13 protein-coding genes are annotated in these 15,345 nt (G+C 58.4%); 6 read left to right on the top strand and 7 right to left on the bottom strand.

The window, feature by feature from the left end; all coding sequences use genetic code 11:
* The first annotated feature begins 275 nt into the window (after positions 1 to 275).
* Positions 276 to 2,156: a monovalent cation:proton antiporter-2 (CPA2) family protein gene (locus tag MHM86_RS00165; protein WP_239194526.1), complete on the top strand. Its 1,881-nt coding sequence runs from the start codon at positions 276 to 278 to the stop codon at positions 2,154 to 2,156.
* Positions 2,157 to 2,242: 86 nt separating this feature from the next.
* Here MHM86_RS00165 and cobT read toward each other — a convergent pair whose 3' ends face one another.
* Positions 2,243 to 3,256, bottom strand: a complete 1,014-nt coding sequence (gene cobT, locus MHM86_RS00160; protein ID WP_239194524.1) for a nicotinate-nucleotide--dimethylbenzimidazole phosphoribosyltransferase — start codon at positions 3,254 to 3,256, stop codon at positions 2,243 to 2,245.
* 71 nt (positions 3,257 to 3,327) lie between these two features.
* Between cobT and cobS the strand changes: the two genes are divergently transcribed.
* Positions 3,328 to 4,098, top strand: a complete 771-nt coding sequence (gene cobS / locus MHM86_RS00155) for an adenosylcobinamide-GDP ribazoletransferase (protein ID WP_370643962.1) — start codon at positions 3,328 to 3,330, stop codon at positions 4,096 to 4,098.
* 92 nt (positions 4,099 to 4,190) lie between these two features.
* On the opposite strand, the gene MHM86_RS00150 is transcribed toward cobS, so the two are convergent.
* The 4 genes from MHM86_RS00150 to MHM86_RS00135 all read right to left on the bottom strand — a co-directional run bounded on the left by MHM86_RS00150 (position 4,191) and on the right by MHM86_RS00135 (position 8,650).
* The gene (locus MHM86_RS00150) at positions 4,191 to 4,700 is read right to left on the bottom strand and encodes a CarD family transcriptional regulator (protein WP_239194520.1); all 510 of its coding nucleotides are present in this window, start codon (positions 4,698 to 4,700) and stop codon (positions 4,191 to 4,193) included.
* Positions 4,701 to 5,001: 301 nt separating this feature from the next.
* A complete protein-coding gene (gene fdxA / locus MHM86_RS00145; RefSeq protein WP_239194518.1) occupies positions 5,002 to 5,340 on the bottom strand; it encodes a ferredoxin FdxA in 339 nt (112 codons plus the stop codon).
* Positions 5,341 to 5,379: 39 nt separating this feature from the next.
* Positions 5,380 to 5,781 carry an RNA-binding S4 domain-containing protein gene (locus MHM86_RS00140; protein WP_239194516.1) on the bottom strand — a complete coding sequence of 134 codons (402 nt, stop codon included), beginning with the start codon at positions 5,779 to 5,781 and terminating at the stop codon, positions 5,380 to 5,382.
* A gap of 46 nt (positions 5,782 to 5,827) precedes the next feature.
* Positions 5,828 to 8,650, bottom strand: coding sequence for a helicase-related protein (locus MHM86_RS00135; RefSeq protein ID WP_239194513.1), 2,823 nt, complete (start codon positions 8,648 to 8,650; stop codon positions 5,828 to 5,830).
* Between the two features lie 424 nt (positions 8,651 to 9,074).
* On the opposite strand from MHM86_RS00135, the gene MHM86_RS00130 reads away from it, so the two are divergent.
* The 3 genes from MHM86_RS00130 (at position 9,075) to MHM86_RS00120 (ending at position 12,272) form a co-directional block, all read left to right on the top strand.
* Positions 9,075 to 9,365, top strand: coding sequence for an SCP2 sterol-binding domain-containing protein (locus MHM86_RS00130; protein WP_239194510.1), 291 nt, complete (start codon positions 9,075 to 9,077; stop codon positions 9,363 to 9,365).
* 27 nt (positions 9,366 to 9,392) lie between these two features.
* Entirely contained in the window at positions 9,393 to 10,382 is a 990-nt protein-coding gene (locus tag MHM86_RS00125) for an alpha/beta hydrolase (RefSeq protein ID WP_239194507.1), read from the top strand.
* A 69-nt stretch (positions 10,383 to 10,451) separates the two neighbouring features.
* A complete protein-coding gene (locus MHM86_RS00120) occupies positions 10,452 to 12,272 on the top strand; it encodes a M3 family oligoendopeptidase (RefSeq protein ID WP_239194504.1) in 1,821 nt (606 codons plus the stop codon).
* A 134-nt stretch (positions 12,273 to 12,406) separates the two neighbouring features.
* Here MHM86_RS00120 and MHM86_RS00115 read toward each other — a convergent pair whose 3' ends face one another.
* Together MHM86_RS00115 and dksA are read right to left on the bottom strand one after the other, a co-directional pair.
* Positions 12,407 to 13,594, bottom strand: a complete 1,188-nt coding sequence (locus MHM86_RS00115; RefSeq protein WP_239194501.1) for an FAD-dependent monooxygenase — start codon at positions 13,592 to 13,594, stop codon at positions 12,407 to 12,409.
* A gap of 126 nt (positions 13,595 to 13,720) precedes the next feature.
* On the bottom strand, positions 13,721 to 14,143 hold the full coding sequence (gene dksA, locus MHM86_RS00110) for an RNA polymerase-binding protein DksA (RefSeq protein ID WP_239196852.1): 423 nt from the start codon (positions 14,141 to 14,143) through the stop codon (positions 13,721 to 13,723).
* Positions 14,144 to 14,334: 191 nt separating this feature from the next.
* On the opposite strand from dksA, the gene MHM86_RS00105 reads away from it, so the two are divergent.
* Complete coding sequence (locus MHM86_RS00105) at positions 14,335 to 15,174, top strand: MoxR family ATPase (RefSeq protein WP_239194499.1); 840 nt, start codon at positions 14,335 to 14,337, stop codon at positions 15,172 to 15,174.
* Positions 15,175 to 15,345: the final 171 nt, after the last annotated feature.

Genomic DNA, 15,345 nt, shown 5'->3' with positions numbered 1-15,345 from the left:
GTAATGGACCTGTTTTTCACGGGCCAATCCATCCTTTGCCGACCCCTTGGCGCATAGCGGATCCATCGCTAGAGCGCAGGCGCGTTCTATGCACTGGTGTTGCCTCGAGATGGATCGGTTCTTGCAGACGGCTCAGGATGTGATGTCACGGCACCACCGTTACAGATCTGACACCCTCACGCGCCATAAACGCCCCGAACCCTGACCACCCCGGAACGGCCCAGTTCCCGCACACAAAATCCCACAGGCACCCAGCCCGCAACCAACCGAGACGCATGCAAGATTTCCTTTTCTCCGCCTCTATCTACCTGATCGCCGCCGTGATTGCCGTGCCATTGGCGGCACGCCTCGGTTTGGGATCCGTTCTGGGATACCTGAGCGCAGGCATCATCATCGGCCCTGTTCTGGGGCTGGTGGGGTCTGAAACGCAGGACCTGCAGACCTTCGCCGAATTTGGTGTCGTGATGATGCTGTTCATCATCGGGCTGGAGCTGGACCCGCGCGCTCTATGGGCGATGCGACACCGGCTTATTGGTCTCGGGGGCTTGCAGATCACCCTTACTATGGGTGCGATGACTGCATTGTCGATGGCGCTGGGGCTGCCCTGGCAGCCTGCACTGGCTGTCGGCATGATCTTCGCTCTATCGTCCACCGCAATTGTGCTACAGACTCTTTCGGAAAAAGGGTTAATGCAGACTGGCGGCGGGCGATCTACATTTTCGGTGTTGCTGACGCAGGATATTGCAGTGATCCCGATGCTGGCGTTGTTGCCGCTGCTGGCGCTGGCGCCCTCTGGTGATGTGCAGGGGGCGGGCAGTGGTGGCCATGCCGGTGCGCCGGGTGGTGTGTCACTGGTTGAGGGTCTGCCGGGTTGGGGCGTCACGCTGGTCACGCTGGGCGCTGTTGCTGCTGTGGTACTGGCAGGCATCTTTCTGACGCGGCCAGTCTTTGCTTTCATCCATCACGCCCGCTTGCGTGAAATGTACACTGCATTGGCGTTGCTGATCGTGCTGGGCATCGCGGCAATTATGACCGCTGTCGGCCTGTCGCCAGCGCTCGGCACTTTCCTTGCTGGTGTGGTTCTGGCCAACAGCGAATTCCGCCACGAGCTGGAAAGCGACATCGAGCCTTTCAAAGGACTGCTGCTGGGGCTGTTCTTCATCACTGTGGGCGCGGGAATAGACTTCAACCGGTTTTTTGACGCGCCCGGGGATATTCTGGGACTGACGCTGGCGGTGCTGCTGATCAAAGGCACGATCCTCTACCTCCTCAGTCACCTGTTCAAAATCCGTGGCCGCGCCCGCTGGCTGTTCACCCTGTCACTGGCCCAAGCGGGGGAGTTTGGCTTTGTCCTCCTCTCCTTCTCGCGCCAGCAACAGGTTCTGCCGGGACCGCTGGCCGATACGCTGTCGCTGGTGGTGGCGCTGTCGATGCTGGCAACACCGCTGTTGTTCATCATCTATGATCTCCTGTCCAAATCAATGAAAGAGGGCGAACATCATGAGGCAGATGAGATCAACGAGCAGGGTCCCGTGATTATTGCTGGAATTGGACGTTTTGGACAAATTGTGAACCGTTTGGTGCAATCTAGTGGCTTTAAAACAGTCGTTTTGGACAATGATCTGGAAACCATCCAACTGATGCGCAACTTTGGTTTCAAGGGTTTTTTCGGCGATCCGACCCGTCCGGAACTGCTGCACGCTGCAGGCCTGAAAGAGGCCAGCGTGTTGGCTGTAACCCTTGATGATCGTGCAGCGGCAACCCGGCTGGTGGCTTTTGCGCGGCGTGAACGACCTGACCTGCACATTGTCGCCCGCGCCCGTGACCGCACCCATGTGTTTGAACTGTATCAGGCTGGTGCCAATGACATCGTGCGCGAAACCTTCGACAGTGCGCTGCGTGCTGGTCGCTACGCGCTGGAGAACATCGGCCTGAACGAGTATGAAGCCGCCGAAGCCGAACGGGTGTTCTACCAGCACGACCGGATGGCGATCCGCGAGCTAGCCCAGCTGTGGCGCCCTGATGTCCGATCCTCTGACAATGCGGCTTATATCAAACGCGCCAAAGAGCTGGAGAAAGAGCTGGAAACCGCCCTTCTGACCCAACTGGAAGCGCAACGCAGCGAAGACGCTGTAGAGGACAAAGCGAAAGGCTAACGCCCGCCTCCCGCACCACTCCTAGAACAACAAAGGGGCGCCTCTATGATGAGACGCCCCTATTGATGTCCATTATACGGATCAGATCAGCCGTCAGACACCCCCGCCTCGGCAAAGGTGGCCATGCCGGAATGACAGGCAATGGCGCCTTGCAGCACACCAATCGCCAGCGCCGCACCGGATCCTTCGCCCAGACGCAGGCCCAGCGACAGCAGCGGCTCTTTACCCAAGCGGTCCAGCAACATCGGGTGCGCGCCCTCAGCGCTGACGTGCCCTGCCACCGTGTGATCCAATGCAGAAGGATTCACCGCCTGCAAGCTCGCAGCTGCTGCACAACAGATGAACCCGTCCAGCAACACCGGAATGCGTTCTACCCGCGCCCGCGCAATTGCACCGGCCATTGCCGCCAGTTCGCGACCACCCAGACGACGCAGCATTTCCAGCCCGTCGCCCTGATCGCCATGCAACGCCAAACCTTCGGCCACCACGCGGGTTTTATTTTCCAGACCAGCGTCATCCACCCCCGTACCGCGTCCGGTCCAGGTGGCCGCATCGCCCCCGAACAGCGCCGCACAGAGCGCAGAGGCAGGCGTGGTGTTGCCAATGCCCATCTCGCCGGTGACCAAGAGATCTGCGTTCTTGTTCACCGCGCTCCAACCTGCCTGTAGCGCTTCCAACAGTTCTGCTTCGGTCATTGCGGCAGTTTGGGTGAAATCAGCAGTCGGCGCGTCCAGCGACAGCGCATGCACAGACATCTGCGCGCCAAAAATCTTGCACAGCTGGTTGATCGCCGCACCACCATGCTGAAAGTTCAGAACCATCTGCTCCGTCACTTCCGCCGGAAAGGCTGAAACCCCCTGCGCGGTCACCCCGTGGTTTCCCGCAAAAATCAGCACCTGCGGGAAGCGCAGATGCGGCTTTGCATTGCCTTGCCATGCAGCAAACCAGATCGCCACATCCTCCAGACGCCCCAGTGCGCCCGGCGGCTTGGTCAATTGCTGATTACGGTCCGTTGCATCCTGACGCACATTGTCGTGCGCGGCGGGCAAGCTTGACAGAACACCCCGAAACTCGTCAAGTGATTGAAAAATATGACTCATATCCACCCCAAACCAATCGCTGATCCCTAGCCGGATACTTACCCTAATGTTAGTGTCGGACAAGGTTCAGAATGAGAACAGTTATGACAGAAAACGACAGCCGTCGCCTAGCATTAAGCGATATTGGCGTTTCTTTGGCGCTGCTTAGCAGGATTCCTATACCTTTGGATAGGACGTGGTTCAAGCGTGGGGCGCGTGCCGCATGGGCCTATCCTCTTACGGGTGTGTTAATCGGTTGTATTGCATCTGTCGCTGCTACTATTGCGGTAATTACGGGAATCGATTCCCAGCTTACCGCCTTGTTGATTCTCTCTCTCAGCGTGCTGATCACTGGTGCGATGCACGAAGACGGTTTGGCTGACTGCGCTGACGGATTCTGGGGCGGCTGGACGCGGGAACGTCGGCTAGAGATTATGAAAGATAGCCAAATCGGCACCTATGGGGTGCTGGCGCTGATCCTCTGCTTTGGTTTGCGCTGGTGGGGGCTGACCCAGCTGCTGGACGCTGGTGCGATTTGGGCGCTTGTGGCCATCGCCACGCTCAGTCGCGCCGCGATGAGCGCGGTGATGGCCGCCCTGCCCCACGCGCGCGACACTGGCCTCAGCCATTCGCAGGGGCGTCCTGATGCGTTAACTGCAGGCATTGCTGCTGCCATCGCCATCGCGGTCGCCAGCCTGACCCTGGGCGCAAATATCTGGATCGCACTGCCGGCAACCCTGCTGGCTGCAAGCACGGCAGCCTTGATCGCGCGGGCCAAAATCGGCGGGCAGACCGGCGATGTGTTGGGCGCGACGCAACAGAGTAGCGAGGTCTTCATGTTCATCGCTCTCTTTGCACTCTGACAGGCAGCCCCCAAACACAAGAAAGCCAGACATAAAAAAGCCGCGCCTTTCACAGGCGCGGCCTTCCTAATTAAGCATAGCATAACAGACGGTTAGGCTGCACGCGATACCAGTACTTCGCCGACCTTCTGAGCGGCTTGAACCTCATCGCTGCCGGAAACGGCGGCGACTTCACGGGTCAGGCGTTCCAACGCCGCTTCATAGAGCTGCCGTTCGGAATAGCTCTGCTCACGCTGATCGTCGGTGCGGTGCAGATCCCGCACCACTTCCGCAATGGCGATCAGGTCGCCCGAGTTGATCTTCTGCTCATACTCCTGAGCGCGGCGCGACCACATCGCGCGTTTGACCTTAGCCTTGCCCTTCAGGGTTTTCATCGCCTGCGAGACGACATCGGGGCTGGACAGCGACCGCATGCCGATTTCAGTGGCTTTGTGGGTCGGAACCCGTAGGGTCATCTTGTCTTTTTCGAACGAGATCACGAACAGTTCCAGCGCGATGCCGGCGATTTCCTGTTCCTCGATCGACACGATCTGGCCCACCCCATGTGCTGGGTAAACGACAAAGTCGTTCGGGCTAAATTCAGATTTCTTCGCTTTGCTCATGCAATCCTTCTCCGCAAGGATGCCTTGTTTTAGAGACAAAAAGACCAGCCGAGGTACATTCTGTACGCCCGTCAGTCAGCTATTGTCACAAAAATCGACGCCACACCGCAAACATCAGGGTGTGAAGCGCCATAAGGCAGTCTTCGTCATGTAACTGTAATATACCATAATTTAGGGCGCCTCGAAAGCGCCCCAAACGACCAGAAAGCTGTATATCGCACAGAATACAGGCAGATTCTGTCGGTTTCGACCAAATCGGGCCGCCTCCGCCACCCAAGGCCGAATCACCTATTCCTTGAGCTTAACTGCCTTCGCCCGGTGCTTCGGAGAAGTACTTCTCAAGCTTGTTCGGCTCGCCGTCTTTCTCTTCGTAGCCCGGCATCGGATCTTTCTTTTCGATGATCACAGGCCACAGCTCCGCGTATTTACGGTTAAACTCGACCCATTTTTCCATATCCGGCTCGGTGTCAGGACGGATCGCATCCGCTGGACATTCCGGTTCACAGACGCCACAGTCGATACATTCATCGGGGTGGATCACCAGCGTGTTTTCACCTTCGTAAAAACAATCCACCGGACATACTTCGACGCAGTCGGTGTATTTGCAGGCGATGCAATTGTCTGTAACGACGTAAGTCATGGCTTTCTCTCTGGCTTTTGGCTTGTCGCATTAGCTAATTCACTGCGAGGAATCATTCAAGCCTCGCTGACGATCAAGGTCGATCATTCGCCGGTCACGTTTTGTTGGGCGCCCTTTGCCCTCAAATTTCGGGCTACGCGGAACCTTCTCCTGCGGTTCGGTCAAATCCGTGTACAGTGTTTGCGCTTCGGGGGCTGGGCCGCGACGTGCGCCGATCCTTTCGATCCGCACAACGCGAATCTGATCACCTTGCGGAAAGGTCAGGACATCTCCCGGTTTCACAGAATGCGCCGGTTTGGATGCTTTGTCGGAATTGACCCGCACATGACCTGCTGAAACCATTTTCGATGCCAGCCCGCGGGTTTTGTAAAACCGCGCATGCCAGAGCCATTTATCAAGGCGCTGTTTCGCGGCTGAAGTGTGGGTGGGGGCATCGCTCATGCGGCGCCCCCGCCCTTATATTTGCTTTGGCGGATCGCCAAACCCATCAGCCTTTTTTCAGACCCATCAGGGCTGCGGCGAAGGGGTTATCGGGGTCGATTGCCTTTTCCTTTTTCGGCGGACGGGCCTCGTAGGATTTGGCACCTTTCGGGGCACCACGTCCTTTGCCGTCACCTCGGGGTTTGCCGCCCTTACCACGCGGCTTGCCGCCACCTTTGCGTTCACCACGTTCGCCACCGCGATCACCGCCGCGCTCGTTGCGGCCACGGCCACGGTTGCCACCCTGATTGCGACGCGCGCCCCAGGTGAAAGTGAAGAACACTTCTACCTCAGGCTCTGCCGCTTCAGCGGTTTCTGCGTTTTCTGCAGCAGGCTCAGCGGCTTCAGTCACTTCGGCTACGGCTTCTACCGATACCTCCTCGGCGGGTGCATCAGCAGCTTCTGCCGGTGCTTCTGCAGCTTCGGCAGCGGCGTCAACAACCGGTGCAGCCTTTACCTTAGCGCGTTCACCACGTTCAGCAGCGTAACCCAACCCCTGCATCAGGTCGGCGAACTGTTCCAGTGTCATACCGGTGATAGACAGCATGTCCGCCTTAGCTTCAAAGCCGCCACGGCTGTCTTCGACGCGCAGCATATCGGCCAGGCGTTCCAGCATATCGATACGGATCGACCGTTCGCCAGCCGCACGATAGCCCGACATGGTGTCGGCCCCTGCGGGGGCGCCTGCATCGGTGGGCACAGTGACCAGACCGGGGGGCGGTGCTTCGGGGAAAACATCCAGACCTTTGGCCAGCGCCCACAGAACCAGACGCAGACGGGTCGGCGCCGGTTTCAGCATCAAGGGCATAAAGATGGTGAACTGACCAAAGCGGATGCCATGTTTGCGCAGCGCACCACGGGCGTCCTGATCCAGTGCTTTCACATCGTCAGCCACCTGCGCGCGCGGGATCACGCCGAGGTTTTCAACCATCTGAAAGGCAAAGCCACGGGCCAAACCTGACAGTTCTTCGTCGCGGCCCAGCGCCAGCAACGGATCAAACAGTGCGGCGATCTTGCGGTCGATAAAGTGCTGCAGGCGGCGTTCCACCTTCTGCGCCACATCAGCGCCTGCCTCATCGTCCACAAAGGCGGCGACTGTCGGCTTCAGCGGGTCGCTACCGGCAACCAGTTTACCAACCGCCTCAGTGCCCCACATCAGGCCACCCTGTTCGGTGAAATCAATCTCGGTATCGGGGGCGTTGTAGAACCGGTCTGCGCGCAGCGAGAAATGCGGCGCGAGCGCCTGCAGGCTGGCCTGACGCAGCGTCTTGGCCTCCTGTCCGCTGGCGTCCTGATCCTGACGGAAACGGAACCCTTCCAGACGACCGACGAATTCGCCTTCGACGGTCACTTCACCTTTATCGTTTACTTCGGCCAAAAGGGCCTCCTTCTGCTTGAGCCGGCGCAAAAGCACGGATGTGCGCCGGTCCACAAATCTTTGGGTCAGACGCTCGTGCAGCGCATCCGACAATCGGTCTTCTACAGCGCGCGTTTCGCCACGCCAATGACTTTCGTCATCTACCCAGCCGGATCTTTGTGCGACATAGGTCCACGTGCGGATAAATGAGAGACGTTTCGATAATGTGTCAATGTCACCATCAGTGCGATCAATGCGCAGAACCTGCCGCGCCATCCACTCATTCGGCACCCTGCCTTTTTCATGCAGGTAGCCAAAAATGGTTTCCAACAGCTGCGTGTGTTCGCTGTGGCTGATGCCGCGGAAATCGGGCACGCGACAGACGTCCCACAGCAATTTGACCGAGGGGCCGTCGCTGGCGCGCGCGGCCACCTCTGCCTCTGCCGATAGCGATTTTAGCGCGAGCAGGTCATCTGCATCGCGGGACCGCACCAACATCTCATGATCGGGCGCGACCTCTAGCGAACGGATCAGCGCATCGGGGGTGCCGAACTGCAAACGAGCGTTCCGCCATTGGAGTTTGCGCACCGGCGCAAAGCGGTGATCCATGATCGCCTGCGCCACACCTTCGTCCAGCAATTCTGCTTCGCCAGTGACGCCAAAGGTGCCATCAGACATGCCACGGCCCGCACGGCCGGCGATTTGCGCCAGTTCATTTGGCATCAACATCCGCATCCGGCGGCCATCAAATTTCACTGTGGAGGAAAAGGCGACATGGCTGATATCAAGGTTCAGGCCCATGCCAATGGCATCCGTTGCCACCAGAAAATCCACATCGCCGTTCTGATATAACTCTACCTGCGCGTTGCGTGTCCGCGGGCTAAGCGCGCCCATCACCACCGCCGCGCCGCCCTTCTGACGGCGGATCAATTCAGCGAACGCGTAGACATCATCTACCGAGAATCCAACCACAGCAGAGCGCGGTTTCATGCGCGAAATTTTGCGCGAGCCGGTGTATTCCAGCTGGCTCATCCGTTCACGGCGCATGAAATGCACCCCCGGAACCAGTGCCGCGATCGCCGAACGCATCGAATCAGAGCCGAGGAAAACCGTTTCCTGCGTGCCACGCGAACGTAGCAATCGGTCAGTGAACACATGCCCCCGCTCAGGGTCCCCACAGAGCTGGATTTCATCCACCGCGAGGAAATCACAGCCCATCCCCTCTGGCATCGCCTCGACCGTGCAGACCCAGTACTGAGCGCGATCAGGCACAATACGCTCCTCACCGGTCACCAGCGCCACAACCGACGGACCGCGGGCGGCAACGATCTTATCATAGACCTCCCGCGCAAGCAGGCGCAGCGGCAGACCGATGATGCCGGTGCGATAGGCGAGCATGCGTTCAATGGCGTAGTGGGTCTTACCGGTGTTGGTGGGCCCTAGGACCGCCGTGATCCGGGAATTTGGGGGCATGGTCTGTCCCTGATATCTGAGGTGGCTTTGATCTAGGGGCGGTGCAGTCGCAGGGCAAGGCTGCGCCTCTCTACAACGTTCTTTGAGGTACTTTGCAAGAGCGATCAGCGCAAGAGAATAGCCATCTTCCTAAAAGCAGCAGCATATATCGGTCATGACAGTTGTAACCACGCCCGTGATCTGCATTATGGCGTTGAATTTTAAAGCACTCCCTGCTCTGACGGGACTTCGTTTGACCCATTAGTCGATGACGTAAACACAAATAACGTCATGCTTGCCGCAACGATACCCTTGGGACTGTTCCGTTCAGTGACCATAGTGCACCGACGTGTAACCTGCCCCGGGGAGATCAACTGCCCCGTTCGGCAAAAGACAACCCGAAGATCCGGAGAGGAGACCGGATCGATATAAAAAGGACTTCCCCATGAGCGATGTAGTAGACGCAGCAGTAGCCGCCCTGACCGAAAAAATGGCCGGCGCCGATTTCTCTGGTTCGGCCAAATTTGTCGTCGAAGGCGTGATGTCTATCGTCGTTGACAGCGACGGCGTACGCGCCAGCGAAGAAGACGCAGACGTCACAATGACCGCAGATGCCGACACCTTTGAAGCGATGATGAGCGGTGACCTGAACCCCACTTCCGCCTTCATGAGCGGCAAGCTGACCATCGACGGTGATATGGGTCAGGCAATGGCGTTGGCCTCTGCCTTCGCCTAAAACCGCGACAAAGAAAGCACGACGCTGATGCAAAAAGCCCCGTTTTTCGGCTCTATCATCGCTGATTTTCCCGTTGGGGAAGCTTGGTGGGCTACTGCCGAAGACGGGGTGCGCATCCGCGTCGGCCTGTGGCGCCCCGATCCGAACCATCATGAGGGCGCCCCGCGCGGCACCGTGCTCTTATTTCCCGGCCGCACCGAATATATCGAAAAATACGCCCCCACTGCGGCAGATTTTGCCGCGTATGGCTTTGCCACGCTGTCGGTGGACTGGCGCGGTCAGGGCATTGCGGACCGACTGCTGGATCAACCACTGACCGGCCATGTTGGCCGCTTTGCCGATTTCCAACTGGATGTTCAGGCCACACTCAAGGCGGCGCGCGATCTGAAACTGCCCGAACCCTATCTGCTACACGGCCACTCTATGGGCGGCTGCATTGGATTGCGGGCAATGCTCAACGGGCTGCCGGTGATTGCCGCCAGTTTCAGTGGGCCGATGTGGGGCATCGAATTGGCACCGGCCCTGCGTCCCTTTGCCTGGGCGACCAGCTGGCTGAGCCGCCCATTGGGCCTGTCGGGCCAAATGGCCCCGAACACCGCCCCCACGCCTTATGTGCTGGATGCGCCCTTTGACGACAACACACTGACCCTTGACCGTGAGATGTGGGACCTGATGGGAGACCAGCTGCGCGCCGAACCCGGCCTGTCACTGGGCGGCCCCAGTCTCAACTGGCTCTATGAAGCGTTGACTGAAATGCGCCAACTGTCACGCATGCCGTCGCCGCCGCAGCCCTGCCTGACCTATCTGGGCGCTAATGAACGCATCGTTTCCCCCCAGCGCATCCGCGACCGCATGGCCAGATGGTCAAACGGTGAACTGGTGATCGTGCCCAAAGGCGAACATGAGGTCTTGATGGAAGGCACCGACATCCGCACCCCGATCGCAAAAGCCATCATCACCCATTACCTGAAAGCAATGGAAAACAACGGCTGCCTTGCAAATCACGATGCACAATAACGTGCCCCCCTCTTGAGGCGCCACGCCCAGCGGCATATGTCTGGTGCATCAGACACCAAGAGGTTCCCCATGTTTCAACTTCCCTTCCCCCTACGTGACGTGACCGCCGACACCGGCGCCAATGATCTGGGGGATCTGCCCGTCTGGGATCTGAGCGACCTCTACCCTTCCCCCGAAGCACCCGAACTGCAGGCTGATCTGGACTGGCTGGCAGAAGAATGCGCCGCTTTTGCCGCTGACTATGAGGGCAAGCTGGCGGATCTGGATGCCGCGGGCCTGTTGGAATGCGTACAGCGCAACGAGATGATCAGCACCAAAGCCGGCCGCGTCATGTCCTACGCAGGCCTTCGTTACTACCAGATGACCGTGGATGCCGACCGCGCCAAGTTCATGTCCGACTGTCAGGAAGCGATCACCAACTTCACCACGCCTTTGGTGTTCTACACGCTGGAACTGAATAGGATCGAAGACGACGCGCTGGAGGCCATGCTCGCGGAAAACGCAGATCTGGCCCGCTACCGTCCCGTCTTTGACCGCATCCGCGCGATGAAGCCCTATCAACTGTCTGATGAGCTGGAAAAATTCCTGCACGACCTTTCGGTCACCGGTGATGCGTGGGAGAAGCTGTTTGACGAAACCATCGCTGGCCTCGGCTTTGAGGTGGACGGTGAGCCGCACAATATCGAAGGCACGCTGAACTACCTCACCGAACAAGACCGCAGCAAACGCGAAGCGGCGGCGCGCGAACTGGCCACTGTCTTTGGCGCCAACATCAAGACCTTTGCCCGTGTACACAACACGCTGGCCAAGGAAAAAGAGATCGTCGATCGCTGGCGCAACATGCCCACCGCCCAAACAAGCCGCCACCTGTCGAACCATGTGGAGCCCGAGGTGGTCGAAGCGCTGCGCAACGCTGTTGTGGAGGCCTACCCGAAACTCAGCCACCGCTATTATGAGCTGAAGCGGAAATGGCTGGGCCTTGAGCGCATGCAGGTCTGGGACCGCAACGCGCCCCTGCCGATGGAAAGCACCAAGATCGTAGACTGGTCCGCCGCGACCAACACAGTGATGGAGGCATATAATGCCTTTGACCCCCGCATGGGCAATATCGCGGAACCCTTCTTCACCAAGGGCTGGATTGATGCAGGCGTGAAACCCGGCAAAGCGCCCGGCGCCTTTGCCCACCCCACCGTGACCGAGGTGCACCCTTACGTGATGCTGAACTACCTCGGCAAACCGCGCGACGTGATGACGCTGGCACACGAACTGGGCCACGGTGTGCATCAGGTGTTGGCGGCCGAACAAGGCGAAATGCTCTCCTCCACCCCGCTTACGCTGGCAGAAACCGCGTCCGTGTTCGGGGAAATGCTGACCTTCCGCAAGATGCTGGAAAAGGCAGAGACCAAGGAAGAGCGTAAGATTCTGCTGGCCGGTAAGGTCGAGGATATGATCAACACCGTGGTGCGCCAGATCGCGTTCTATGATTTTGAATGCAAACTGCACGCTGCCCGTCGCGAGGGCGAGCTGACCCCTGATGACATCAACGATCTGTGGATGTCGGTGCAGGCCGAAAGCCTGGGCGATGCGTTTGATTTCATGGAAGGTTATGAAACCTTCTGGGCCTATATTCCGCACTTCGTGCATTCGCCTTTCTACGTCTATGCCTATGCCTTCGGCGACGGTCTGGTGAATGCGCTTTACGCGGTCTACGAAGAAAACCCCGAAGGCTTCCAGGACAAGTATTTCGACATGCTGAAAGCAGGCGGGTCAAAACACCACAAAGACCTGCTGGCGCCCTTCGGTCTCGATGCATCTGACCCGACCTTCTGGGACAAGGGCCTCAGCATGATCTCCTCTATGATCGATGAACTGGAGGCGATGGAGGACTAAGCCCCTCTGTCAGTGCATAAATAAAGGCCGCCCAAGGGATCCCCTCGGCGGCTTTTTCAATATCAGCGTGGCGGCTACGTTGTGTATTTAAGGAACATTGAGAGGGTTTCAGTGTTCGGAAATACTTAACAAAACTACAATGATCCGCCGCGTGCGGTTTCGTCATAGGTATAGAGCCAGTCAAACTGGCGCAGCATCTTGTCAGGTGCAAAACGCCCCGCCAAACGCAGCGCGGTGTGGGCCGCAAAACGCAAAGGTGGGAAGCGCAGGTGGTACTTCCAAGCGTTACCGCTGGCGGCGTTGATCACCTTGGTTGCACGCGGCTGGCGGCGGGCCTGATAGGCCGCCAATGCGGCTGGCACATCCTCTGACGCGGCCAGTTCATCCGCCAAAGCCCACGCATCCTCCAGCGCCATAGAGGCGCCTTGGGCGAGAAACGGCAGGGTCGGATGAGCCGCATCGCCGACAAGGGCACAGTTGCCCTGCTGCCAGACCGGCGCCACCGGATGGCGGAACAGCCCCCAGAGGTGAACGTCGTCCACCGCGGCCAGCATTTGTTGCGCCTCTGGCCCGAAATCCGCAAACGCACTGCGCAGGTTTTCGGGGTCATCCTTGTGTGACCAGCCCTCATCGGACCAATCTGTGCGTTCCTGAACGGCAACAAGGTTCAACAACTTACCACCGCGCAACGGGTAGCTGACCAGATGACGACCGGGCGCCATATGCAGCCATGCCTCAGGACCACGTCCCATCGTGTTGGGCACGGTTGCGCGCCACGCAGTTTGGCCGGTGAAGAAGGGTGTGTCAGCCCCGTTCAACACCGGACGCACGACGGAGTGCAGACCGTCGGCGCCGATAATCAGGTCTGCTTCCAGATGGCTGGGGGTGGCGAAACACACCCGCGCAGGCTGATCCACAGTCCCAGGATGCACGGTTTTCACCTTTTGCAGCAGCCGGATTTTCACCCCTGCGTCGCGCGCACCCTGAGCCAAAATGTTGATCAAATCCGCGCGGTGCACAAAAAAGTAGCGTTGATCGTCCAGCCGCGTGAGGTCCAGACGCAGCACTTCGCCCTTTTGGTAGTCACGCAGAGACACTGCCTGCCCCTGCACCGAGTCGCGCGCCAATGCATCGCCCAGACCAAGGCCGCGCAGAACCGCAAAACCGTTCGGGCTGATCTGCAGTCCGGCGCCCACCTCGCGGATCGCGTCGGCCTGTTCCAGCAATGTGACCGAGGCACCGCGCAACGCACAGGCGCGGGCCGCCGCCAGACCGCCGATGCCACCGCCGATCACCACAATTTTCATGCCCAGAAGGCTCATCGTTTTCACCTTGAAATGCCAAACGCCGAGGCCACGCCCCGGCGTTTACAATCTGTGTGCCTGGCACCCTGCCGGATCTGCAGGGCCGCGCGGTGCAAGATCATATCCTGCCGCCTTTAAGTCAGCTCAATCGTCGCGATGTACCTTTTCACGGCGTTCGTGACGTTCCTGTGCCTCAAGGCTCATCGTGGCGATGGGCCGTGCATCAAGGCGTTTCAGGCTAATCGGTTCACCGGTCACGTCGCAGTAACCGTATTCACCTTCGTCGATCCGGCGCAGGGCGGAATCGATTTTGGCAACCAGCTTGCGCTGACGGTCACGGGTGCGCAGTTCCAGTGCACGATCCGTTTCTTCGCTGGCGCGGTCTGCAACATCAGGGATGTTGCGGGTGCCATCCTGCAAACCTTCGATCGTGTCGCGGGTGTCTGATAACAGTTCCGCTTTCCAATTCAGCAGCTTGCGCCGAAAATACTCAAGCTGCTTGTCATTCATAAATGGTTCGTCCTCTGCAGGACGGTAATCATCGGAAATAAAGGTTTCCGCCTTCATCTCAATTCCCTCATCAAGGCCAAACTTTGCCAACGCGATATCCTTTGACATATGGCGCCTCCCGATGCGCGGTCTAACTGAAAGGCGGGAGAATGTCACGTCATTTAACGCCCCAGATTGAAGTGGCCCCGCCATGGCGCTAGTGTCGCCGCAACGCGAAACGCTGAAGTAGCAAAGATGGAACAGACCGGATGAAATTCCAAGGAACCGATGCCTATGTGGCAACCGAAGACCTGACCGTTGCCGTAAACGCCGCCGTCACACTGGAACGACCGCTGCTGGTGAAGGGCGAACCGGGGACAGGCAAAACCGAGCTGGCCAAACAGGTCGCCAGCGCATTGGGTCTGGAGATGATCGAGTGGAACATCAAATCCACCACCAAGGCGCAACAGGGCCTTTATGAATACGATGCGGTCAGCCGTTTGCGTGACAGCCAGCTGGGTGATGAGCGTGTGCATGATGTGAAAAACTACATCAAGAAGGGCAAGCTCTGGCAGGCGTTTGAAGCCGACAAGAAAGTGGTCCTGCTGATTGATGAAATCGATAAGGCCGATATCGAATTCCCAAACGATCTGTTGCAGGAACTGGATAAGATGGCGTTCCACGTCTACGAGACCGGCGAAACAGTCGCGGCCAAAAACCGGCCAGTGATCATCATCACCTCGAACAACGAAAAAGAACTGCCTGACGCTTTCCTGCGCCGCTGCTTCTTCCACTACATTTCGTTCCCTGACGCCGACACCATGCGCAAAATCGTTGAGGTCCATCACCCCGGCGTCAAGGAACAGCTGCTGACGACCGCACTAACCCAGTTCTATGAGATCCGCGAAACCCGTGGCCTGAAGAAGAAACCTTCGACCTCTGAGGTTCTGGATTGGCTGAAGCTTTTGCTGGCAGAGGATCTGGACGCAGAGGATCTGCGTCGTGATGGCGCCAATGCGCTCCCCAAACTGCATGGCGCATTGCTGAAAAACGAACAGGACGTGCATCTGTTTGAGCGCCTCGCCTTCATGGCGCGTGGTCAGCGCTAAACAGCCCTGCAAAAAACGCAAAGCGCCCTACTCACCTGACGGGGCGCTTTGCATTTTACGCCCCGATCTATGACCTGTCTAAGTTTTGTGCCAATCAGCCGTGGGACGCAAAACTGGTAAACAAACCCTTTTCATTGTTTCCAAACCAGCGCCCCAAAGCCGCATTTCTGC

It is taken from the genome of Thalassobius sp. Cn5-15 (assembly GCF_022347685.1).
Classification (GTDB): Bacteria; Pseudomonadota; Alphaproteobacteria; order Rhodobacterales; family Rhodobacteraceae; genus Thalassobius.
Note: the sequence above shows the minus strand (reverse complement) of the source record. Positions and strands in the feature narration are given on the sequence as shown.